At 64.0% G+C, this 21,737-nt stretch carries 23 protein-coding genes; 8 read left to right on the top strand and 15 right to left on the bottom strand.

Going from position 1 to position 21,737, the window contains the following annotated elements:
• Positions 1-47: 47 nt before the first annotated feature.
• Entirely contained in the window at positions 48-884 is an 837-nt protein-coding gene (locus NKH91_RS16065) for an amidohydrolase family protein (RefSeq protein WP_352493930.1), read from the top strand.
• Between the two features lie 5 nt (positions 885-889).
• Here the strand turns inward: NKH91_RS16065 and NKH91_RS16070 are convergent, their stop codons facing one another.
• Genes NKH91_RS16070 through NKH91_RS16105 form a run of 8 tightly spaced genes read right to left on the bottom strand, consistent with a single transcriptional unit; the run spans position 890 to position 8,427 of the window.
• On the bottom strand, positions 890-1,855 hold the full coding sequence (locus NKH91_RS16070) for an ABC transporter permease (RefSeq protein ID WP_352884721.1): 966 nt from the start codon (positions 1,853-1,855) through the stop codon (positions 890-892).
• Between the two features lie 5 nt (positions 1,856-1,860).
• Positions 1,861-2,811 carry an ABC transporter permease gene (locus tag NKH91_RS16075; RefSeq protein WP_352493932.1) on the bottom strand — a complete coding sequence of 317 codons (951 nt, stop codon included), beginning with the start codon at positions 2,809-2,811 and terminating at the stop codon, positions 1,861-1,863.
• A complete protein-coding gene (locus NKH91_RS16080; protein ID WP_352493933.1) occupies positions 2,808-3,551 on the bottom strand; it encodes an ATP-binding cassette domain-containing protein in 744 nt (247 codons plus the stop codon). The genes NKH91_RS16075 and NKH91_RS16080 overlap by 4 nt, the downstream gene beginning before the upstream one ends.
• Positions 3,544-4,281, bottom strand: a complete 738-nt coding sequence (locus tag NKH91_RS16085; protein WP_352493934.1) for an ATP-binding cassette domain-containing protein — start codon at positions 4,279-4,281, stop codon at positions 3,544-3,546. Before NKH91_RS16085 ends, NKH91_RS16080 begins: the two co-directional genes overlap by 8 nt.
• Positions 4,282-4,338: 57 nt before the next feature.
• On the bottom strand, positions 4,339-5,526 hold the full coding sequence (locus NKH91_RS16090) for an ABC transporter substrate-binding protein (protein WP_352493935.1): 1,188 nt from the start codon (positions 5,524-5,526) through the stop codon (positions 4,339-4,341).
• A gap of 22 nt (positions 5,527-5,548) precedes the next feature.
• On the bottom strand, positions 5,549-6,691 hold the full coding sequence (locus NKH91_RS16095) for an extracellular solute-binding protein (protein WP_352884802.1): 1,143 nt from the start codon (positions 6,689-6,691) through the stop codon (positions 5,549-5,551).
• A gap of 20 nt (positions 6,692-6,711) precedes the next feature.
• A complete protein-coding gene (locus NKH91_RS16100) occupies positions 6,712-7,872 on the bottom strand; it encodes a CaiB/BaiF CoA transferase family protein (protein WP_352493936.1) in 1,161 nt (386 codons plus the stop codon).
• A 3-nt stretch (positions 7,873-7,875) separates the two neighbouring features.
• A complete protein-coding gene (locus NKH91_RS16105) occupies positions 7,876-8,427 on the bottom strand; it encodes a MaoC family dehydratase (protein WP_352493937.1) in 552 nt (183 codons plus the stop codon).
• Between the two features lie 189 nt (positions 8,428-8,616).
• Between NKH91_RS16105 and NKH91_RS16110 the strand changes: the two genes are divergently transcribed.
• Positions 8,617-9,714, top strand: a complete 1,098-nt coding sequence (locus NKH91_RS16110) for a lactonase family protein (RefSeq protein ID WP_352493938.1) — start codon at positions 8,617-8,619, stop codon at positions 9,712-9,714.
• Positions 9,715-9,721: 7 nt separating this feature from the next.
• Here the strand turns inward: NKH91_RS16110 and NKH91_RS16115 are convergent, their stop codons facing one another.
• Positions 9,722-10,435, bottom strand: coding sequence for a GntR family transcriptional regulator (locus tag NKH91_RS16115; protein WP_352493939.1), 714 nt, complete (start codon positions 10,433-10,435; stop codon positions 9,722-9,724).
• Between the two features lie 258 nt (positions 10,436-10,693).
• Here NKH91_RS16115 and NKH91_RS16120 point away from each other — a divergent pair, with 258 nt between their 5' ends.
• From NKH91_RS16120 to NKH91_RS16145, 6 genes are all read left to right on the top strand, one after another.
• A complete protein-coding gene (locus NKH91_RS16120; RefSeq protein ID WP_352493940.1) occupies positions 10,694-11,782 on the top strand; it encodes an ABC transporter ATP-binding protein in 1,089 nt (362 codons plus the stop codon).
• A 36-nt stretch (positions 11,783-11,818) separates the two neighbouring features.
• Positions 11,819-13,108 carry an ABC transporter substrate-binding protein gene (locus tag NKH91_RS16125; protein WP_352638972.1) on the top strand — a complete coding sequence of 430 codons (1,290 nt, stop codon included), beginning with the start codon at positions 11,819-11,821 and terminating at the stop codon, positions 13,106-13,108.
• 197 nt (positions 13,109-13,305) lie between these two features.
• The gene (locus NKH91_RS16130; RefSeq protein WP_352638974.1) at positions 13,306-14,217 is read left to right on the top strand and encodes an ABC transporter permease; all 912 of its coding nucleotides are present in this window, start codon (positions 13,306-13,308) and stop codon (positions 14,215-14,217) included.
• A gap of 4 nt (positions 14,218-14,221) precedes the next feature.
• The gene (locus tag NKH91_RS16135) at positions 14,222-15,040 is read left to right on the top strand and encodes an ABC transporter permease (protein WP_352638976.1); all 819 of its coding nucleotides are present in this window, start codon (positions 14,222-14,224) and stop codon (positions 15,038-15,040) included.
• Positions 15,041-15,042: 2 nt separating this feature from the next.
• On the top strand, positions 15,043-15,783 hold the full coding sequence (locus NKH91_RS16140; protein ID WP_352884719.1) for an aspartate/glutamate racemase family protein: 741 nt from the start codon (positions 15,043-15,045) through the stop codon (positions 15,781-15,783).
• 5 nt (positions 15,784-15,788) lie between these two features.
• Positions 15,789-16,625, top strand: a complete 837-nt coding sequence (locus tag NKH91_RS16145) for a GNAT family N-acetyltransferase (RefSeq protein WP_352638978.1) — start codon at positions 15,789-15,791, stop codon at positions 16,623-16,625.
• Positions 16,626-16,677: 52 nt separating this feature from the next.
• Here NKH91_RS16145 and NKH91_RS16150 read toward each other — a convergent pair whose 3' ends face one another.
• The 6 genes from NKH91_RS16150 to NKH91_RS16175 form a co-directional block, all read right to left on the bottom strand.
• Entirely contained in the window at positions 16,678-16,824 is a 147-nt protein-coding gene (locus NKH91_RS16150) for a hypothetical protein (RefSeq protein WP_023716676.1), read from the bottom strand.
• Between the two features lie 76 nt (positions 16,825-16,900).
• Entirely contained in the window at positions 16,901-18,193 is a 1,293-nt protein-coding gene (locus NKH91_RS16155) for an NAD(P)/FAD-dependent oxidoreductase (protein WP_352638979.1), read from the bottom strand.
• On the bottom strand, positions 18,190-19,173 hold the full coding sequence (locus tag NKH91_RS16160; protein WP_352884801.1) for a branched-chain amino acid ABC transporter permease: 984 nt from the start codon (positions 19,171-19,173) through the stop codon (positions 18,190-18,192). The genes NKH91_RS16155 and NKH91_RS16160 overlap by 4 nt, the downstream gene beginning before the upstream one ends.
• Complete coding sequence (locus NKH91_RS16165) at positions 19,170-20,078, bottom strand: branched-chain amino acid ABC transporter permease (protein ID WP_352482758.1); 909 nt, start codon at positions 20,076-20,078, stop codon at positions 19,170-19,172. The genes NKH91_RS16160 and NKH91_RS16165 overlap by 4 nt, the downstream gene beginning before the upstream one ends.
• A complete protein-coding gene (locus NKH91_RS16170) occupies positions 20,075-20,824 on the bottom strand; it encodes an ABC transporter ATP-binding protein (RefSeq protein ID WP_023716680.1) in 750 nt (249 codons plus the stop codon). The genes NKH91_RS16165 and NKH91_RS16170 overlap by 4 nt, the downstream gene beginning before the upstream one ends.
• Positions 20,821-21,618 carry an ABC transporter ATP-binding protein gene (locus NKH91_RS16175; RefSeq protein ID WP_352482755.1) on the bottom strand — a complete coding sequence of 266 codons (798 nt, stop codon included), beginning with the start codon at positions 21,616-21,618 and terminating at the stop codon, positions 20,821-20,823. The genes NKH91_RS16170 and NKH91_RS16175 overlap by 4 nt, the downstream gene beginning before the upstream one ends.
• Between the last annotated feature and the right edge of the window lie 119 nt (positions 21,619-21,737).

Consider the following 21,737-nt stretch of genomic DNA (forward strand, 5'->3'; position numbering starts at 1 on the left):
ATTTCTCCGTGAGATGATCTCGAGTCGCCAAGGAGGAGCGCGCCACCATGATCTTTGACACCCATCTGCACCTGATCGACCAGTCCGCCCTGCGCTACCCCTGGCTGGCCGGCGTGCCGGCGCTCAACCGCGATTTCTCCTACGACGAATATGCAGTCCAGGCCCGTCGCGCTGGCATCGAGGCGGCGCTGCACATGGAAGTCGATGTCGATCCAGCCGACATCGAGGCCGAAACCGGCCATGTCAAAGCGCTGTCGCGGCAAAAGGGCAGTTTGTTGAGGGGAGCGATTGCCTCCTGCCGTCCGGAAGAGCCCGGCTTTGCCGCTTATCTGGAAACGCAGCGCGCAGATCCTTTCGTCAAAGGCTTTCGCCGCGTGCTGCACGTCATGCCGGATGAGCTGTCGGAGGGCGCGCTGTTTCGTGAAAACATCAAGCGGCTAGCCGGCACCGGCCTGACCTTCGATCTTGTCGTTCTGCCCCACCAGATCCCCAAGGCGATCGCACTCGCCGATCTCGCGCCGGATGTGCAGTTCGTGCTCGACCATTGCGGCGTGCCCGACATCAAGGGCGGTGCCGAGCACCCCTGGCGCGAGCACATGGCGGAGATCGCGCGGCGCCCGAACGTCGTCGGCAAAATTTCCGGTGTGGTCGCGTATGCGGATGCCGGATCCTGGACTGTCGAAACGCTGCGTTCCTACGTCGAGCACACCATCGAATGCTTCGGCTGGGACCGCGTCGTGTGGGGCAGCGACTGGCCGGTCTGCACGCTCGGCGGCGGGCTTGCGACCTGGATTGCGGCAACGCACGCGCTGCTCAGCGGTGCCAGCGCCGATGAGCGGCAAAAACTGCTGTTAGGCAACGCCAAGCGGCTGTGGAGGTTGTAAGCGGCTCAGATCGTCGCCGACACGTGCCGCTCGCGGCCGTAGAGCGAAACCAGGAGCACGATGACCAGGCCAAGTGCCGCCTGCACGGTCGAAGGCCGGAAGCCGAGCCCGATCAGCAGCGTGTTGATCTCCGTCAGCACCAGCACGCCGGCAATGGTGCCGAAATAGCTGCCGCGGCCGCCGACAAGGGCGGCGCCGCCGACCACCACTGCCGCGATCGTCTGGAACAGATAGGGCTGGCCGACATCGCCATAGGCAGAGCCGGTGAAGCCGAGCAGCAGCACGCCGGCCGCGGCGGCGAAGAAGGCGCTCGCGGCATAGGTCGCGGTCCACATTCGGACCGGATCGATCAACGCCAGCGGCGCAGCACCTGGATTGCTGCCGAGCGCGTAGAGACGGCGGCCGTATGGCGTGCGCGCCAGCACCAGCGCCACCAGCAAGGTCAGCACCGCGACGCATGGCACCAGCCCCGGCACCGGCAGCGGTCCGACCGAACCGCCGATCGAAACGAAGGCGGAAACCGCTTGCGGCGCCGATCCGGACGGAAAGCCACCGGTCCACAACAGGACGGCACCTTGCACGATCATGCCGGTGCCGAGCGTGACGATCAGCGGGTGGATGTCGAGCCCGCGCGAGATCAGGCCGTTCAGCGCCCCGATCAGTATGGCGAGCGCGCCGACGACCGCGCAGACAAGAGCAAAATTCCAGCCGCCGCCGTAGAGCTGTGCGGCAACGACATTGGCAAAGCCGATGATGAACGGGATCGACAGATCGATACCGCCGAGGATGACGACGAGGGTCTGGCCGATCGATGCCACCGCCAGCAGCGAGGCGATCACCAGCAGCGCCCGGATGGCGAACGGCTGGGAGTAACCCGGGATGAGCAAGGTGCCAATGAGATGCAAGGCGGCAGCGACGGCAAAGGCACCGGCGACACGGGCATTGGTGGATTGGAACCAGGTCTGGCGCATGCTTCTCAGCCTTTCCGTCCCGAGAGCCGCTCCTGCAGCGCCGTCATGATGACGGCCACAACCAGGATCGCGCCATAGGCGATCTGCAGCACATAGGTGGAGACGTTGAAGGCGGTCAGCACGCTCTGCAGCAGGAAGATGTCGACAGCGCCGATGGCGGCACCGGCGAGCCCGCCGCGTCCGCCGGCAAGGCTGACGCCGCCGAGCGCCACCGCGGCAATCGCGATCAGCGTGTAGGTTGGCCCGATATTAGGGTCGGCCGAACCGATCAGCGCGGTCAGCATGAGGCCGGCACAGGCGGCAAGTATGCCGGTCATGACATAGGCTATGAAACGTACTTTCGTCACCGGAATGCCGGCCGTGTAGGCGGCGCGGTCGTCGCTGCCCACCGCCATCAGCTGGTCGTAATAAGGCGTCTGCCGCACCAGCCACCAGAACAGCAAGATCAGCGCCAGCGGCAGCGCCGACCAAGGTCCGGCCATTGCCTTCAGCCAGCCAGGCGCCGGGCCGATCGGCGCCGGCAGGACGGTCAGCGTCATGCCGGTGAGGATCAGATAGGTGCCGAGCGTTGCGACGATCGGCTGGATGCGGACGATGGTCGCCAGAAAGCCGTTGGCGGCGCCGACGATCGCGCCGATCAGAAGTGCCGCCGGCACGATGACCAGCGGCGAAGATATGCCGAGCTTGAGAAACAGCAGCTGGATCATCATCGCATTGACGAAGCCCATCAATGGCCCGACGGAAATGTCGATGCCGCCGCGCCCGGCGAGGATCACCGGAGCCGAGGCGACCGCTGCGCCGATCAGCGGCGCGGCGAGCCCGATCAGCGCGCCCCAGGCGGCAGGATGGAAGCGCGCCGGATTGAGCAGCAGATTGACCGCGATCAGGATGGCCAGCAGCACTGCCGCAAAGCCCGCGCCGCGCCATCGCGCCGCCATGCGCCGAAACCCGCTCATGCCGCGCGCCCGAACATGGCGGCGATCACCGTATCGCTTTTCATTTCGTCTCCGGTGATTTCGGCCGCGACCTGCTGTTCGCGAAATACCAGCACGCGATGGCAAAGCAGGAGGATCTCCTCGATCTCGCTCGACAGGATGACCAGAGCCATGCCGTCCGCCGCCAGTCCACGAAACACATCGTAGAGGACATGGCGCGTCGCCACGTCGACACCGCGCGTCGGATCGTTGAGGAGCAGGATTGCCGGTTCCAGCGCCAATGCGCGGGCCAGCAGCACCTTCTGCTGATTGCCGCCGGAAAGCGTGGTGATCGGCGCGTCCGGTCGCGGCGCGATGATGGACAACTTGTCTCGGTAGCTCTCATAGCGCTGCCGCCGCCCGGCGAAGCTGAGCAGGCCGTACCGCATGTCGCGCGACAATGTCGAAACGGCAAAATTGTCGAGGACGGATTGGGTCGGAAAAATGCCGGTAGTGCGCCGGTCGCGCGGCAAATAGGCGATGCCGCCGGCGACCGCCTTGCGGAAATTGGTGATCGCGCGCGCGCCGGTTGGCGCCTCGACGGTCACCTCGCCGCCAGCCGGGCTTTCCAGACCGGCCAGCACTTTCAGGAACCGCTCCTGTCCATGGCCGTCGAGACCGGCAAGGCCGACGATCTCGCCTGGCGCAATGGTTTGCGTCATGGGGCTTGCGCCCGGCGCGATCACCAGGCCCCGCACCAAAAGGCTGGCGCGCTCAGCCATGCGCCAGCTCCGCCGCCGTACGAGGCGCCATCGCCCTGAGAAGTTCGGATGCGGTGGACGTGCCGCGCTCCTCAGTCGTCACCACGCTGCCACCGCGCAGCACGGAAATCCGATCGGACAGCGCCATCACCTCGTCCATGCGATGCGTGATGAACAGGATCAGGCAGCCTTCCGAAGCAAGCTTGCGCATCATGGCGAAAACCGCCTCGCGATCGGCAAAGTCGAGCGCCGCCGTCACCTCGTCGAGAATGAGAATGAGCGGGTTGCGGACCACGGCGCGGGCGAGCACTATCAATTGCTGAACCGCCAGCGGCAATTGCCCGGCCAACTGGTCGAGCGGGATCTCGGTCACCGCGAATTGTTTCAGCACCGCTTGGGCGCGTTGCCGCCGCTCGGCGCGCGGCACGGTGCGCGTCAGCAAGCCGTCGAGGCCGAGCAGGATGTTGTCCGTCACCGAACGGTCAGGCGCGATCAGCACTTCCTGGAATACGGTGGCCAACCCGGCGGCCTGGAACGCCGCCGGCGAGAGGCCGGCAAAGGGCGCTCCGTCGAGCAGGATCGCGCCGCTGTCCGGCTGGACGATCCCGGACAGCAGCTTGACCAGGGTACTCTTGCCCGAGCCGTTCTCGCCCAGGATGGTGTGGATCGTGCCGGCGCGGAACGCGATGGAGGCATTGGCCAGCGCAATCGTTTCGCCGTAGCGTTTCGAGATGGCCTGGACTTCCAGCATGAGCAATCCTGATGGAGAAAGCCGGCACCGCTGGTGCGGAGCCGGCCCTCATAAATGCTACTTGGCGCAGGCGTCCGGCACCTTCGAATAGTCCCAGCCCTTGGTCGGTGCCGGATTGGCGAAGTAGGCATCGAGCCATTCCTCCGGCATCGGATCCTTCGGCGGGACCGGGAAGATCGAGACGGCGTCCGGCGTCATGCAGTCCTTGTACCAGGCCCCGAGGTCGGCATTGTGCACCGGCGGAATCGGGATCAGCAGCGTGTTGAGCTTCGGCTTCTGCCCATCGAGCATGCGCACGCCGACACGAAACAGCGTCTCGGCCGTCCAGTGCGGCAGAACCGCATGGCCTTCGAAGCGGTATTTGTCGGGATTGGCCTTCCAGTAGCCGAGCGCATCGCCGGTGATCGAGCCGGTGATCAGCGGGGCAGGGCGGCCGGCTTCGGCAAAGGCCTCGGCGACGACTCGGCTTTCGCTGCCGGTCGTCCACACCGCATCGATCGGCGCCGGATTGGTGGCGATCGCCTGCAGCACCGCGGTCTTGGTGACATTGGCCGTCCAGTTGCCGTTGACGCTGCGCGAGACCTTGAGCTTTGAATTTTCGGCCAGCGCCTTGTCGCCGCCCTGGCGCTCCTGCACGACGATCGGATGGCCGGCGATGCCTTCGACCATAAGCACGCTGCCGCCGTCCGGCATCGCCTTGCCGATCGCGGTCATCATGTCGTAGCCCCAGCGGGCATAGTTGGAATCGACATTGATGGCATTCGGGCTGGTCACCGAGCCAGCCGCCGTGATGAACGGGATGCCGGCTTTGGCTGCGGCATCGATGGCATCGTCCAACGCCGTCGCCGAGCCGGGGATCGAGGTGATGATCGAGCATTTCTTATCGATGAAGGCGCGGATCTGGTTGATCTGCTGACTGGCGTCGTTGTTGGAATCCGACACTTCGAAACTCGCCACCGTGCCGTCGGCGATCAGCCCGTCGACCAGCCGCTTCAACTCCTTGGTGACGGTGACGCGCCACGGATTGCCCTGGTAGGACTCGGAGTGGCACCATTTCCACGGCTTTGGCGGCGGCGTGAAATTGTCCCAGGCCGACGGCAGCATCTTCTGCGGCGCGCCGTCATATTGCGCCTTCAGTTCGGTCGGCAATCCAGCAATCACGCCCGAAACGTCTTGAGCGCAGGCTATGGTCGTGAGCGATGCAAGTGCGGTTGCGGCCATAAGGCCGCGGATCAGGCTGTTCATGTTCTCCTCCGTTCGGTTGTTTTCAGGCTCCTCCGCCGGCAACGCCGGACACCTGCGTCGAAAGGCTTTCCCGAAACAGGCGATTGAGATCGGCAACGACGCGAGCGGCATTGTGCCTTTCGCTCAGGCCGAGATTGATGCGATCTGACGCCGCCTGCTGGAAGGACATGTAGCCGTCGTGCCGCGGCCTGACCCAGGCACCTTCGAGCGTGGCTCGGGTGTCCTTGTAGAAATTGCCGGTGGCAGCGTTGACGGCGGCATCCTCCCAGGCTGCCGCATGGCCGGGCTGGCCGCCGGCCGAGGCGTAAGGGCCGCGCTGCACGTCACCGCTGGCGATCCAGTAGGCGAAGTCGATGGCCGCCTGCCTGGCCTTCGAAAAAGCTGACACCGCAATGCCGGTCCCGCCGAGCGCCGAGCCTTTGGGGCCGGCATTGCCCGCGGCCGGGATATCCGCGAAAGCCAGGCGGTTGGGTCGAAACCCGGCGATGGCATAGGAGACATAGCCATAGATCAGCGGTGCACAGGCGATCCGTGATCCCGATCCGGCCATTTGCTCCAGAACCGCAATCGGATCCATGCCAAGGCATGCCGGATCGACGAGGGCCGCGATCTCGCGCATCATCTCGAAAACCTGCTTGCCCGTTGCCGGATCCACATGGTCGCCGGGGCCTTCGCCGGCGGGCCGGCCGAGATTGCCGGCAAGCGTGTAGAACACCATCAGCGCATGCGGCGGCCTGAGCGGCAACAGCACGTGGCCTTGCCGGGCCAGATCGAGCGCATCGGCCCAGTTCGCCGGTGCAGCCGAAAGCATGTCCGGCCGCCAGGCCTCCACCTGGCTGGCCGCGTCGATCGGAAACGCCCACTGCCTGCCTTGCCAGTTGTAGCTCGGATAGGACCGGCCGACGCTGCCCGTCGCAAGTGCTGCACGTTCGGCGTCCCGGCCGGCCGCATCGAGCGGCGTCAAACAATTCTCGGCGGTGATCTGGCCGATATGCGGATGGTCGATGACGATCAGATCATAGGCACGGGCCAATTCCTCGACCGGGAAGGATTCGAAATCCTGCAGCGAGCGCTTGTCCCATTCGATGGCGACGCCGGTGCGTTCCGTCCACAGCGCCGAACAGGCGACCATCGGATCATAGCCGCGCGGATGGCTCCAGGTCATGCCTTTGAGCGTCACGTCGCTCACAGCCCGAACTCCTCGCGGATTTTTGCGCTGTGCTCGCCGATGCGTGGCGCGGCCCGCTCGACCTTGGCGCGGATGCCGTCGACCCTGAGCGGCGAGCGCGTGGTGAGGATCGAAACGTCATCCTCGCGCGTCACCGTCTGCAGCATGTCGAGAACTTGGAAGCCTTCGCTGGCCATCATCTCCGGCCAGGTCAAAACCTTGGCGCACCAGATATCGGCGGGCTCGAGGATCGTAAGCCACTCATCGACCGTTTTCGTCGCGATCTTTTGCGCGATGATCGCCTTGATCTCGTCGCGGGCGGTGAACCAGGTCGACGGCTGGTCGCGATAGGGCGCAAGCTCCTCGAGCCCGAGGAGATCGGCGAGTTTCGAGATCGGCGTCATGGCGATCGCCAGATAGCCGTCCTTGGCCGGATAGACGCCGTAGGGCGCCGAGAGATAGGCGTGCGCGCTGCGGAAGCTCGACCGCCGCGGCAGCCGGCGCCCGTCATTGAGATGCGTCGTCAGCACCTCGAACTGGAAGTCGACCAGCGCTTCGAGCAGGCTGGTCTCGACATGGCTGCCCTTGCCGGTCACGCCGCGCCGCACCAGTGCGGCGAGGATGCCTTGCGCGGCGGCGGAACCCGCCAGCATGTCGGCGATCGCCAGGCCGAAGGGCACCGGCCCTTGGTCCTCGTCGCCGTTCAGCCACATCACGCCGGAGCGGGCCTGCGCCAGCAGATCCTGCCCGGGCCGCTTGACCCACGGGCCTTCCTCGCCATAGCCGCTGATCGAGGCATAGACCAGGCGCGGATTGATCTTGCGCACCGCCTCGTAATCGAAGCCCAGGCGTTCGATGACGCCGGGCCTGAAATTCTGGATCAGCACGTCGGCCTTGGCCAGCAGGCCGCGCAGCGCCGCAAGATCGGCCTCGTCCTTCAGGTCGATGGCAAGGCTTTCCTTAGCGCGGTTGATCGCGTGGAAAATTGTGGAATCGCCGCCGATCTCGGTGTCGCTGAGATAAAGCCGGCGCGACAGGTCGCCGCCATCCGGCCGTTCTATCTTGATGACGCGGGCGCCGAGGTCGAGCAGTCTGAGCGAGCAGTAAGGCCCGGACAGGAACTGGCTCATATCGACGACGATGAGCCCGATCAGCGGCAGTTCGGCAATGGCAGCCATTGCCTATTTCTCCGTCTTGCCGGCGAAGTCGGCCGGATTGCGGTACTTCACCGTCTGCAGGTGCTCGCAATAAAGCACGAGTTCGCCTTCGCCCTTGAAGACTTCATAGCTGGCGCGGATCAGCCCCATTTCCTTGTATTTCGGCTTCTTGTCGAGGTTGGAGCGGATCGAATAAATCGTGTCGCCGATGAACACCGGCTTGATGAAGCGCAATTTGTCGTAGCCATACGAAAAGGCGTTGATGCAATTGGTGGCGACGAGCCCGAGCCCGGCCGAGAACACGAAAGCGCCGGCGACCAGCCGCTTGCCGAAGATGCCTTCCGTTTCGGCGAACATCTGGTCCTGCACGTATGGATGGATGTCGAGCACCAGCGTGTTGAAGAGATGGCTGTCGCCCTCGGCAATGGTCCGGCGCAGCGTACGGATCTTCTGGCCGACCGGCCAGTCTTCGTAGAACCAGTTCTCCGCGTTCCAGACGGGAAGGTCGGCGTGTTCCCTCGGCATGTTGGCGGGGTGTGTCGATGCCACGCCAACGGTTGGCGCGAAGCCGCTCATGACGACTTCCCCGGGCAGCGGGAATCGTCCATCAGGGCGCGCCGCAGACCAGCGAAATGCATGATCGATCCTCCCGTCAATCTTCTTTTGTGAATAGTATTTTCACATATGGGGTTGTGTTGCAAGCGAGTCTCGGCGAAATTTTGCTGCGATCCGCGGCGGCCAACGCCGGCGGAACAGGAGGAAATGATGCAGAATGCCTGTCTGGTTTTCGTCGGCAGCCTCAACCGCGACGCCCCATATTTTCAGGGCGCGCGCGGTGTCGGGCTGGGCGTCTATAGTTTCGACGAGGGGACGCTGGAGACGAAGAAACTGGCCGAGACGGGAGGCATCGACAATCCGACCTTCCTGTCGGTGACGCCGGATGGCTCCTACATCTACGCCAATTCCGAAGTGTTCACCTGGCGCGAAGGCGTGGTCTCGGCCTACCGTTTCGACAGGCAGGCCGCCACGCTGTCCTACATCAACAAGCAGCCGACGCTGGGCAGCATCACGGCGCACAACACCATCACGCGCGACCGGACGAAGCTGCTGGTTGCCAATTACGGCATGGGCGATGGCGGCCCCGACCGCTCGGTCGTGGTCTTCGGGCTGCGCGACGATGGCGGCCTGACCGCGCCATTGTCGAGCGTCGCCCATAGCGGGACCGGACCAGACCTCGCACGCCAGGAGCGGCCGCATGCCCATAGCGTAACCGAGACGGTTGCCGGCGGTGTTGCGATCGTCGCCGACCTCGGCATCGACCGGCTGGTGTCCTATCGCATCGGCTCAGACGGCAGCCTGACCAAACTGGCCGAGTCGGCGCTTGCGCCGGGTGCTGGTCCGCGCCATCTCGCGCTGCATCCGGGCGGCCGCTTCGTGTTCGTCATGAACGAGCTGGATTCGACGGTCGTCTCGCTGGCGCTGGACGAAGCATCAGGCAAGCTTACAGTGGTCGACAGCAAGCCGGCCGTGCCGCCCGAGGCACGCGACGGCAATCACTGCGCCGATATCCAGATCTCGCCCGACGGCCGCTTCCTCTACGGCTCCAACCGCGGCCATGACAGCATCGTGGTGTTTTCGATCGACCAGCAAACCGGCAGGCTTGCCCTTGTCGACTATACGCCTTGCGGCGGCGCCACGCCGCGCAATCTGGCACTGACGCCCTCGGGCGGCCATCTGTTCTCGGCCAACCAGAATGCCGACCGCATCTCGATTTTCGCCCGTGATGCCGCAACCGGCCGGCTGACCGACACCGGCCGATCCATCGGCATTGGCACGCCGATGTGCGTGAGGATCGTGCGTTGACGTGATCTCAGAACTCGAGCGCCTGCCTGAGTGCCGGGCCGCTCCTGACGCGCAGATCGAGGTCGGCCTCGATATGGTCGATGTGGTGCAGCATCAGCGCGCTGGCGCGTTCGGCATTGCCATTTTCCAGCGCATCGAGGATCTGCGTGTGCTCGTTGTGGCCGCAGCTCGAGATACCCGAGCGGCCATAGAGCGCGATCACCAGAGATGAACGAGCGACCAATTCCTCCATGAAGCGCTGCAGGATGACGTTTCCCGCGACCGACGCCAGAAGCAGGTGAAAATCCCCCGACGCCTTGATCTCCGATCGCCTTGCGTTCGGTCCGCGTTCGGCGATGAAACGGCCTTCTTCGTCGAGCTGGGCTTTGAACGCGGCGACATGCGCCGGCGTCATCCGCCCGGCGGCGGCAATCGCGATGCCGGGTTCGATCAGCCGGCGCGAAGCAAAGACCTGCCGCGCTTCCTCCGGCGACGGATTGGCGACGAAGGCGCCGCGATTGCGCTCGGTGCGCACCAATCCCTCGAAGGAGAGCATCTGCAGTGCGGCGCGCGCCACGGTGCGGCTGACATCGAACAGCGTGCCGACTTCGCCTTCGGAAAGCTTGGTTCCGGGCGCCAGCCGGCGATCGACGATCGCGTCGCGCAACTGGTCGCGGATCGCCTGCGCGCGATCCTCGTTGGCGGCCTCGATAGCAGGGAAAGTCTGGTCGGCAATGTTCATGGCGGTGATCCTGCGTCCTTCTACCCTGAATCGCATCGCTTGGACGAGAGACAAAGTGAATACAGGGATGAAAAAGATTGCATGCGATTTTTGCGAGGATCGGCGGCAATCGCCTATAATTTGTGCATTGCACAAGGATGCCATATCGGCAGCCATGTCGATGCAGCCCTGATTTCTTCGAGGATTCAGTCGGTTGGTGCGGCGGCGCGCAACTGGCACGCATGATGCTTTGGCTAATCCGACCAAAGGGGAAGCTGGATGTCCAAAGCCGCCGAAATCGACATTGTGTCCGTTTCGAAAGTCTATGGCGCGACGACTGCCGTCGAAGGCATCAGCCTGAAAATCCCTGCGGGAACCTATTGCTGCCTGCTCGGTCCGTCCGGCTGTGGCAAGACCTCGACGCTGCGCATGATCGCCGGGCACGAGAGCATATCGAGCGGCGATGTGCGGCTCGGCAACACAGTGGTCACCGACCTGCCGCCGGCCAGGCGCGGCACTGCCATGATGTTCCAATCCTACGCGCTGTTTCCGCATCTCGACCTGATCGACAATGTCGCGTTCAGCCTGAAGATGAAAGGCGTCGGCAAGGAGGAGCGCCGCGCCAAGGCACTCGACATGCTGAAGCTGATGCAGATGGAGGCATATGCCAGCCGCCGTCCGGCGCAGCTTTCGGGCGGCCAGCAGCAGCGCGTTGCTCTTGCGCGCGCACTGATCACCGATCCCGAGGCGCTGTTGCTCGACGAACCGCTTTCGGCGCTCGATCCGTTCCTGAAGATCCGTATGCGGGCCGAACTGAAGAAGCTGCAGACGTCGCTCGGCATCACGTTCGTCCACGTCACCCACAGCCAGGAAGAGGCGATGGCGCTGGCCGACCTGATCGTGGTCATGAACGACGGCCGTATCGAGCAGGCGGCGCACCCTCGCACGGTGTTCGAGCGGCCGGCCACGGCCTTCGTCGCTCGTTTCATGGGCGACCACAATGTCATCTCCGGCCGCGTCACCGGTAGTCGTGACGGCATGGTTGTTTTCGATGTGCCCGGCGGTGTCACGCTCGCCGCCAGCGGGCAGGGCAGGGAGATCGGCCAGCCGATCGATATCGCCATTCGCACCGACCATGTGCGGATCGGCGACCCGCCGGCCGCAGGGCTCGGGTTCACCGGCATCATCGCAAATGTCGAATACCGCGGTTCGACCGTGAAACTCTCGGTCAACGGCGCCGGCATCGAGGATTTCACGGTGATCGTCAACGACACCAGCTTCTTCGCCAAACCGGTTGCCGTCGGCGACGCAGTGCCGATCGCCTGGGACGCCGAGGACGCGATCGTCCTTGGCCGTCTCGATTCCTGAAATCCAGCATAACCAACCAAAACAGGGGAACTGAACATGACCAACACCACAGACAAGAAGACTGGAATATCGCGTCGCTCGCTGCTCAAGACAGGCGCCGCCGCCGTCGGTTTTGCCGCCGGTTCCGGCGCCATATCAGGCTTTCCGACCATCTGGGCGCAATCGAACATCACGTTGCGCCAGTTCGGCACCGGCGTGTCCAACCTCAATGCCATCGCCGACAAGTGCAAGGCGGATCTCGGCATCACGCTGGAGATGACGGCAACCGATTCCGATGCCGCCGCCCAGCGCGCGGTAACGCAGCCCGACAGCTACGACATCGCCGATATCGAATACTGGATCTGCAAGAAGGTGTTTCCGACAGGCGTCCTGCAGCCGATGGATGTCACCAAGCTGAAATACTACGACGAGCTCGTGCCGCTGTTCAAAACCGGCAAGCTGACGCCGGACAGCGTCATCGCCCAGGGCACCGCGCCGCACACGGTCGGTTACGTCGAGGCGCAGGACAGCAAGGTTTTCGCCAAGGCGCCGACCAATTGGTTCACCATGGTGCCGACGATCTACAATGCCGATACGCTCGGCATCCGCCCCGACCTCGTCGGCCGTGACATCACCACCTGGGCCGACATCATGGATCCGGCCTTCAAGGGCAAGACAGCCATCCTCAACATCCCGTCGATCGGCATCATGGATGCGGCGATGATCATGGAAGCCACTGGCAACATCAAATATGCCGACAAGGGCAACATGACCAAGGAGGAGATCGACAAGACGATCGATTTCCTCATCAAGGCCAAGCAGGACGGCCAGTTCCGTGCCTTCTGGAAGTCCTTCGACGAAAGCGTCAACCTGATGGCTTCAGGCGAAGTGGTAATCCAGTCAATGTGGTCGCCGGCGGTGGCCGCGGTCCGCTCCAAGGGCATCGCGTGCCGGTTCCAGCCGCTCAAGGAAGGCTACCGGTCCTGGGGTGGCGGGCTTGGCCTGGCAGCCCATCTCTCCGGCGCCGAACTCGATGCCGCCTATGAATACATCAACTGGTACACGTCCGGCTGGGTGGGCGGCTACCTCAATCGCCAGGGCTACTACTCGGCCAACATGGTGTCGGCCAAGAAGTTCATGTCCGAGGACGAATGGGGCTACTGGATCGAAGGCAAGCCGGCAAAGGGCGAAATCCTGTCGCCGGACGGCAAGGTCATGGAAAAGGCAGGCGCCGTGCGTGACGGCGGCTCGTTCGAAGAGCGCATGGGCAAGGTCGCCTGCTGGAACTCGGTCATGGACGAGGACCGCTATATGGTAAAGCGCTGGAATGAGTTCATCGCCGCTTGATGCCCTCTGCCTTCTCCCCTTGTGGGAGAAGGTGGATTGGCGCGCAGCGCCAAGACGGTTGAGGGGTGCTGGACGGAGCACTGTTGGTGCCAAGCTGGAACACCCCTCATCCGACCGAGCTTCGCTCGGCCACCTTCTCCCACACGGGGAGAAGGGAACACCCCTCAGTCGCATCGCCGACTTGGACCGAGAGATAGATGGCAGTAGCGCTCGAACAATCCACGCACGTTACGTCTGCGAAGCCGGCCAGACCTAGGTGCTCCTTTGCCGGCGTCGCACCCTATCTCCAGGCGGCACCGCTGGCGCTGATCCTCGGTGCGTTCCTCCTGCTGCCGATCCTGATGATCGCCGTGGTCTCATTCTGGGACTACGATTTCGCGGCGATGTATCCGGATTTCCTGACCACCAACTACGCCGACACGCTCGGCTCCTGGGTCACCTGGAAAACCTATCTGAACACGCTGAAATACGCCGCCATCGTCTGGGCGCTGACGCTGTTCATCGGTTTCTGGGTTGCCAATTTCCTCGCCTTCCATATCCGGACCACGGCCATGCAGATGGTGCTGTTCCTCGTCTGCACCGTGCCGTTCCTGACCTCCAACATCATCCGCATGATCTCGTGGATTCCAGTGCTTGGCCGCAATGGCCTGGTCAACTCGACGCTGGTGCAGATGGGGCTGATCCCTAAACCGATCGAATGGCTGCTCTATTCCGAATTCGCCGTCGTGCTGGCCATGGTGCATCTCTACACGCTGTTCATGGTGACGCCGATCTTCAACACGCTGATGCGCATCGACAAGTCGCTGATCGAGGCCGCGCGCGACGCCGGCGCTTCCGGCTGGCAGATCCTGTGGAACGTCGTCATCCCGCTTGCCAAGCCCGGCATGGCGATCGGCACCATCTTCGTCGTGACGCTGGTGATGGCCGACTTTTCGACGGTGCAGGTGATGTCCGGCGGGCAGAGCGCTTCCGTCGCGTTGATGATGAAGAACCAGATGTCGCTGCTGCAATATCCGGCAGCCGCCGCCAACGCGGTCGTGCTGCTGGTGCTGGTGCTTCTGATGGTCGCGGGCATCCTGCGCATCGTCGACATTCGCAAGGAGCTGTGAGGCGATGAGCCACGACAAGCGCAGCTTCGAATTCTATGTGCTGGCGGCCTTCTTCGCGGTTTTCGTGCTGTTCCTCTACGGCCCGCTTTCGGCGATCCTGATACTGTCCTTCCAAGGCGAGAATGGCGGCCTGACATTTCCGTTGAACGGCGTTTCGCTGCACTGGTTCGCCAATCTGTTCGAGCGCCAGGCAGTCGGCGATTTCGGCGGCAGTTTCAAACGCTCGCTCGTCCTTGGCCTGATGGTGATGGTGATGACTGTTGTCGTGTCGCTGCTTGCCGGCCTTGCCTTCCGGCAGAAATTTCGCGGCGCAACTGCCTTGTTCTATCTGGCCGTCGCCAGCCTCGTCGTGCCGTCGATCATTATCAGCCTTGGCATCGGCGTCGTCTTTCAGCAGATCGGCTTCCGCCCCGCTTGGTACACCTCTGCTTTCGGCGCCCATCTGACCTGGACCTTGCCTTTCGGCGTGCTGATCATGTTTGCCGTCTTCAACCGGTTCTCGCCGGCCTATGAAGAGGCCGCGCGCGACCTCGGAGCGTCGTCGTGGCAGACCTTCGCCCATGTCGTGCTGCCGATGATCGCTCCCAGCCTGATCGGTGTCGGCCTGTTCGGCTTCACTCTGTCGTATGACGAGTTCGCCCGCACGCTGATGACCTCGGGAACCTTCAACACGCTGCCGCTCGAAATCTACGGCATGACGACGAATGTGACGACGCCGGTGCTCTATGCGCTGGGCACAGTGACAACCGTGTTTTCCTTCCTGGTGATCCTGCTGACGCTCGGCGCGATCGTCTATGTCGGCCGCCGCCGCGAGCGTGCCTGACAGTGAAGATCCTCGTCGTCAATCCAAACACCACCGCCAGCATGACCGAGACCATCGCGGCCGCCGCGCGATCGGTCGCCGGCGCAACGACCACGATCGTTGCCGTCACCTCGTCGATGGGACCTGTATCGATCGAAGGCTATTACGATGAAGCACTTGCCGTGCCCGGCCTGCTGGTCGAGATCGCCGCCGGCGAACGCTCGGGCGCGCAAGCCGCGATCATCGCCTGTTTCGACGATACCGGCCTCGATGCCGCGCGCGCCATGGCCAATATTCCGGTCATCGGCATCTGCGAGGCATCGCTCAGCACGGCCTCGTTCATCGCCCAGCGCTTTACCGTTGTCACCACGACCGGACGCTCGCGCGTGCCGGTCGAAGGGTTGGTGCAGCGCTACGGCATGGCGGGGCGCGCGCGCGTGCGTGCTGCCGACATCCCGGTTCTTGCCCTCGAAGATCCGGCGTCCGACGCGCTCCTGAAGCTGCGCAACGAGATTGCGCGCGCTATTGACGAGGATCGCGCCGAGGCCATCGTGCTCGGCTGTGCCGGCATGGCCGATCTGGCGGTGGCGCTGCAGCGGGAATTCGGGCTTCCAGTCATCGACGGCGTCGGCGCTGCGGTCAAGCAGGCCGAGGCATTGATCGCGCTTGGCCTGACGACATCCAAGCGCGGCGCCTATGCAAGCCCTCTGGCAAAGCCCTATCATGGTGCGTTGAAGTCCTTCGCGCCTGATGCCGCCGAGTGATCGCAATGCCCCGAACGATCCGAACGCTCGCACTTGAAGAAGTGCAAACCCTTGTCGATTGGGCGGCGGCGGAAGGCTGGAATCCCGGCCTCAGCGACGCCGCGCTGTTCCAGGCAGCCGACCCGCAGGGCTTCATCGGCGCCTTTGTCGACGGCGAGATGGCGGCCGGCATTTCAGCCGTTGCCTGTGGCGAGGAATTCGGCTTCATCGGCCTGTATATCTGCCGGCCGGACAGGCGTGGCCAAGGCCATGGTAAGGCCGTTTGGGATGCCGGCATGGCGCGGCTCGACAACCGCACGATCGGCCTCGACGGCGTCGTCGAACAACAGGCCAACTACCGCAGCATGGGTTTTGCGCCGGCCTACCGGACGATACGGCTCATGGGGTCGTCGAATGCCCCGGCAGCCGCCGGCAGCGACATTCGCGCCGTAGGGCCGGAACTCGTGCCGGACATACTGGACTATGACCGCCGCTTCTTTCCCGGCCCGAGGCGATCCTTCCTGGAGCACTGGCTGCGCCCGCCGCATATGGCCCATGCGATCGTCAAGCACGGCGCCATTGCAGGATATGGCGTCGCGCGCCAATGCCGGGACGGCTGCAAGATCGGCCCGCTCTTTGCCGACAGCCTGGATGCAGCGAGCCGTCTCTTCGCCGCACTCGCGTACATGTCCGGTCCCGGAAACGTCCATCTCGACGTGCCCGAGACCAGCGGGCAATTTGCAGATTTGCTGTCGTCCGCCGGCCTTCAACCCGGCTTCGAGACAGCTCGGATGTACAAGGGAAGGGCGCCGCAGCTCATGCAGTCCGGGGTTTTTGCGATAACGACGTTGGAGCTTGGCTGAAACGGTGCAAGCCGGCGTCTAACGCGCAAGTCGGGCAACACGAATACGCGATCTATTTTTCCTGAACTGAGATGCCGGAATCGTCGATACGAAGTTCCACGCCTTTCGGCTTAGTCTCCTCGCGATAGACGTAAATGCCCAAGGCAATGACGGCGACGACCAAAGCGCCGATGATGAGATAAAGATAGTTCTGCTTCATCCGCTGTCGTTAACAACATGATGTGGGCGAGTCTAGCAGTTCGGGTATCAGGACGACGGACGGACACGCACGTCGATCAGCCATCCAGCCGGTCGCGCAGCATGCTCCAGGGGAGCACCATGTTTGGTGCATGCCGCATCAGGCTGTGGAACGGGATCGGCGACGACGGTCCAAACGGCAGCGGCAAATCCTGAGGCTTTGTTCCATCAGCCCAGTCGGCAAGCACCTTGCCCATGGCAGTCGTCATGGCGATGCCGCGCCCATTGCAGGCAAAGCCCGCAACCAGGCCGGGGCCGAGATCGACGAGGTGCGGCAGGAAGTCGGGCTCGACTGCAGCCATGCCCGACCAGCTGTAGTCGATCGGCGGCATTCCCGGGAGATCGAGATGCCTGGCAAGCCGTCGCCAGATCGCCCGCGGCACCCGCGTGTCGGCACCGGGGCCAAAAACATGCATGCCGCCGGTTATCAGCCTGTTTTCGCCATCGAAGCGGAAGGTGAAAAGATTGCGCCTGGTGTCGCCGACGCTTTGCCCGCCCGGAAGCAACCGGGTGCGGTATTCGCGCGGCAGCGGCGCCGTCGCGATCTGGAAGATCTTCAGTGGGAAGTAGGTTCGCTGGAGCGTGCGCTCGAGCTGTCCGCCATAGGCGTTGGTGGCGACCAGCACTTTTTCGGCACGGACCGAACCGGCGGCCGTCTTCAGAGCCCAGCCACCCCCTGTCCGGTCGATCGATTTAACCCGTGTATGTTCGAAGATGCGCGCACCGGCCTTTTCCGCCGCGTCGGCGAGCCCGCGCGCATATTCGACCGGATTGAGGATACCGCCCGACCTGTCCATCCAGCCGCCGAGATAGCCGCGAACGCCGGTCAACTCCTCGACCGCCTGCCTGCCCAGCGCATCAGTCGGTCTTCCGCGTCGTGCCCATTGTTCGGCGCGCGATCTGGTCTTTTCCAAAGCGGTCTGCGAATGGGCGGGTTGTATCCAGCCGCTCTGGACGGCATCGCATTCGATGCCGTGCCGCCTGATCAGGTCGAAGACGAGGTCGGCGCCGCCGGCGGCGAAATCGACAAGGCGTTCGCCGCGTTCCGGTCCGAGCTGGGCAATGATATCGTCCGGGTCCCGCTTGGCAAAATTCGGCACGATGAAGCCGGCGTTCCTGCCGGTCGCGCCCCAGGCGATGATTTCCGCCTCGAGGACGGCAACCGAGATGCCTTTTTCGGCGGTGTGCAGCGCGGTTGAAAGGCCCGAAAATCCGCCGCCGACAATCGCCAGATCGACATCGAGTGCACCTTCGAGAGCGGGCCGGTCGCGGCGGTTGCGGCCGACCGCATGCCATAGCGACAGGCCGCGTGGCATGGCAACGTTGCTCATGACCGTGCAGCGCTCTCGTCCGGAGCCGCTTTCGCGCCCTTGCCGAAGCTTGCGCGTCGCGGCCTGTCGCCGAACAGGCCGTTCGGCCTGACCAGAAGGATGACGCACAGCATCACGCCGATGGCGACGATCTGCAGCGAGGCGGCGCGGGCCTGCTGTTCGGGCGAGAACAACACACTCGTCAAGGCTCCTGATCCGGCCCAGATCGCCCAGACCAGGATACTGCCGATGACGGCGCCGATGTTGCTGCCCGAGCCACCGACGATCAGCATCACCCAGACCTGGAAAGTCAGCGCCGGCAAATAATTGTCCGGGGCGATGAAGCCGGTGAAATGCGCCTGCAGCGCACCGGCCAGCGCCATGAAGGCGCCGCCGACGGCAAAGGCCTGGACGCGGTAGAAACGCGCGCTTTTTCCCAGCGATATCGCGGCCCGCTCATCCTCGCGCAGCGCCTTCAACACGCGCCCCCACGGGCTGCGCGACAGATGCTGCAGCGCGAGATAGACGATTAGCGTCACCACCGAGACGACGGCAAGATTCGACAGGTTGAACAGCAATGGGGTTTCGGCAAGGCCGCCGAACGGACGCGGAATGAAGCCGATGCCGAACGGGCCGCCGGTCAGCGTCTGGGCATTGAGAGCCACCAATTGCACGACGACGGCGACGCCAAAGGTGGTGATCGCCAGATAGTCCGATCTCAGGCGCAGCGTCGCGATGCCGGTGATGGCGGCGGCGACACCGCCCACCAGCATGGCGCCGAGCCAGCCGACAAGGATCGGCAGATCGAAGCCGCCGAGTCGCGCGGCATCGTCGGGCGTGGTCAGCAGTGCCGAGGTGTAGGCGCCGATGGCAACGAAGCCGGCGACCCCGACATTGAAAAGCCCGGTCAGCCCCCATTGCAAATTGAGCCCGAGCGTGACGAGCGAAAAAATCAGCGCGGTGGTCAGGAAGAAAGCGCCGTAGCCGAGCAGATCCATCAGCGTTCCCCCACTCCGAAAAGGCCGATGGGCCGCACGAACAGCACCGCCATCAGGATGATGAAGGAGATGGCCGCCCGCCATTCGGCGCCGATCAATTGCACCGCGCCGGCTTCGGCCAAACCGATGATCAAGCCGCCGAGAACGGCGCCGGGCACACTGCCGATGCCGCCGAGGATGGCGGCCGCGAACATCGGCAGCAGCATCTCGAAACCCATGAACGGGCGGATCTGAATGAGAATGCCGATCATGACGCCGGCGACACAGGCCAGCCCCCCGCCGATGATCCAGGTGACGCGCACGACTTTGGCGACGTCGATACCGACAATGCGGGCAAGTGCCGCGTTCTGGCTCAACGCCTGCATCGAGCGGCCGGTCTGGGTACGCGTCATCAAAAGATGTACGCCGAGCACCAGAACGGCGGTCAGCAGCAGCAGCGCGATTTGGTCCGGGGTGATGCGAATGCCGAAGCCTATCGGCATGGCGATCTGGATCGCCCGGCTGAAATAGGTCGGACGCGAGGTGAAGATGAATTCGAGCAGGCTTCTCAGCGCCATCGAGGCGCCGAAGCTCGCCATCACCACGATGATCGCCTGGCCCTTGGCGCGCAGCCGCGCGAACAGCACCATGTCGAGCGCCAGCGCCAGCAGGCCGGTGGCCGCCATGCCGATGATGAGCGCGACGATCAGCGGCCAGCCGAAGGAGAGGGGTGCGATCGGCGCGATCTTGCCGAACATCGCGCCGATAGCGCCAACCACGGCGAGCGTCGCATAGGCGCCCCAGGCCATGAAGTCGCCATGGGCGAAGTTCGAGAAGCGCAGGATTGAATAGGTGAGCGTCACGCCGATGGCGCCGAGGCCGATCATCGAGCCTGCCAGCAGCCCGTCGGCGACGAATTGCAGGTTCATGCCGCGCCTCCTTTTCCAAGGTCGGGGCGGCGCTGGCCAAGATAGAGCTCGGCGACGACAGGATCGTTCCAGAGCTCGGAGGCGATGCCCTGGTGCCGGTCCTTGCCCTCGACCAGCACGTAGGCGCGATCGCCGATCGCAAGCGCTGCCTTGGCGTTCTGTTCGACCAGCAGAATGGTGACGCCGGATTTGCGGATACCGGCCAGCATCTCGAACACCATCGCCACGAATTTCGGTGACAGGCCGGCCGACGGTTCGTCGAGCACCAGCACCGTGGGATGGACGATCAACGCCCGGGCGACGGCCAGCATCTGCCGCTGTCCGCCCGAGAGATTGCCCGCGGCCGTTCTGCGCTGACGGGCGAGATCGGGAAAGGCCGCATACATTTCCTCGATGCGGGCAGGGATCTCGCGCGGCCTCAGGATGCCGCAGGCGACCTTCAAATTGTCCTCGACCGACATCAGCGGGAAGATGTTTTCGGTCTGCGGCACGAACGCAAGGCCAAGGCGGACCATGGTGTGGGCGGGCGCCGCCGTGATGTCCTTGCCGTCCAGCAGCACGGTGCCGCCGGTGATCGGGACAAGGCCGGCGATGGCCTTGATAAGGCTCGACTTGCCGGCGCCGTTGGGACCGAGAACGACGACGATCTCGCCCTGGTCGACGGTGATCGAAGCGCCGCGCACGATCGGCACGCCGGGCTCATAGCCGGCTTCGAGACCGCGGACGTCGAGTACCGTTTGGCTCATGCAGCGCCTCCGAGATAGGCCTCGATGACGCGCGGGTCGCGCGCAACCTCGTCCGGAGTGCCCTCGCACAGCAGCTGGCCGCTTGCCATGACCAGCACCCGGTGGCAGAGCCGCGTCACCATGTCGATATTGTGCTCGATCAGCAGGAAGGTGATGCCGCTTCTGTTGATATCGCGGATGCGGTCGATGATGACTTCAAGAAGCGTCGCATTGACGCCGGCCGCAGGTTCGTCGAGCAGGATGATTGCCGGATCGGCCATCATGACGCGGGCCAGTTCGAGCAGCTTGCGCTGGCCGCCCGAAAGCACGCGCGCCGGCTCGTGCGCCAGGCGGGCGAGCGTGACGAGCTCAAGCAATTCGATGGCTCTCGTCTCGGCCGCCCGCTCTTCGGTGGCGACCCGCCGCGGCGTCAGGAAATTGGCGAGCAGTCTTTCTCCGGCCTGCCCCTGCGCGGCCAGCATGACGTTTTCGATCAGTGTCAGATTGGGCAAGGGCCGGGGGATCTGGAACGTGCGGCCAAGGCCGCGGCCGATGCGGCGATGGGCAGCTTCCCCCGACACCGATACGCCGTTGAGAAGGATTTCGCCGCTGGTCGGCAGGATGCTGCCGGCCAGGAGGTCGAACATCGTCGTCTTGCCGGCGCCGTTCGGGCCGATAAGGCCGAGTATTTCGCCTGGCTGGACGTCAAACGAGACATTGTTGACCGCGACAAGGCCGCCGAAGCGTCTGACGACGTTCCTGGCCGTCAGAACCGGCGTGCGGATCTCCTCCTGCCGTTCTGTCGTGTCGCCCATCAATCCCTCTGGCCGAAAGCGATCTTCGCCGCCTATGATTTGTGATCACACTTGCTTTGATCACGCTATTCGGCTTTAATTTCTTCCGCAAGCCGAAAACGGGCCGAATGGCCACCGGG

The organism is Mesorhizobium sp. M0894 (assembly GCF_040319725.1).
In the GTDB taxonomy this organism is placed as follows: domain Bacteria; phylum Pseudomonadota; class Alphaproteobacteria; order Rhizobiales; family Rhizobiaceae; genus Mesorhizobium.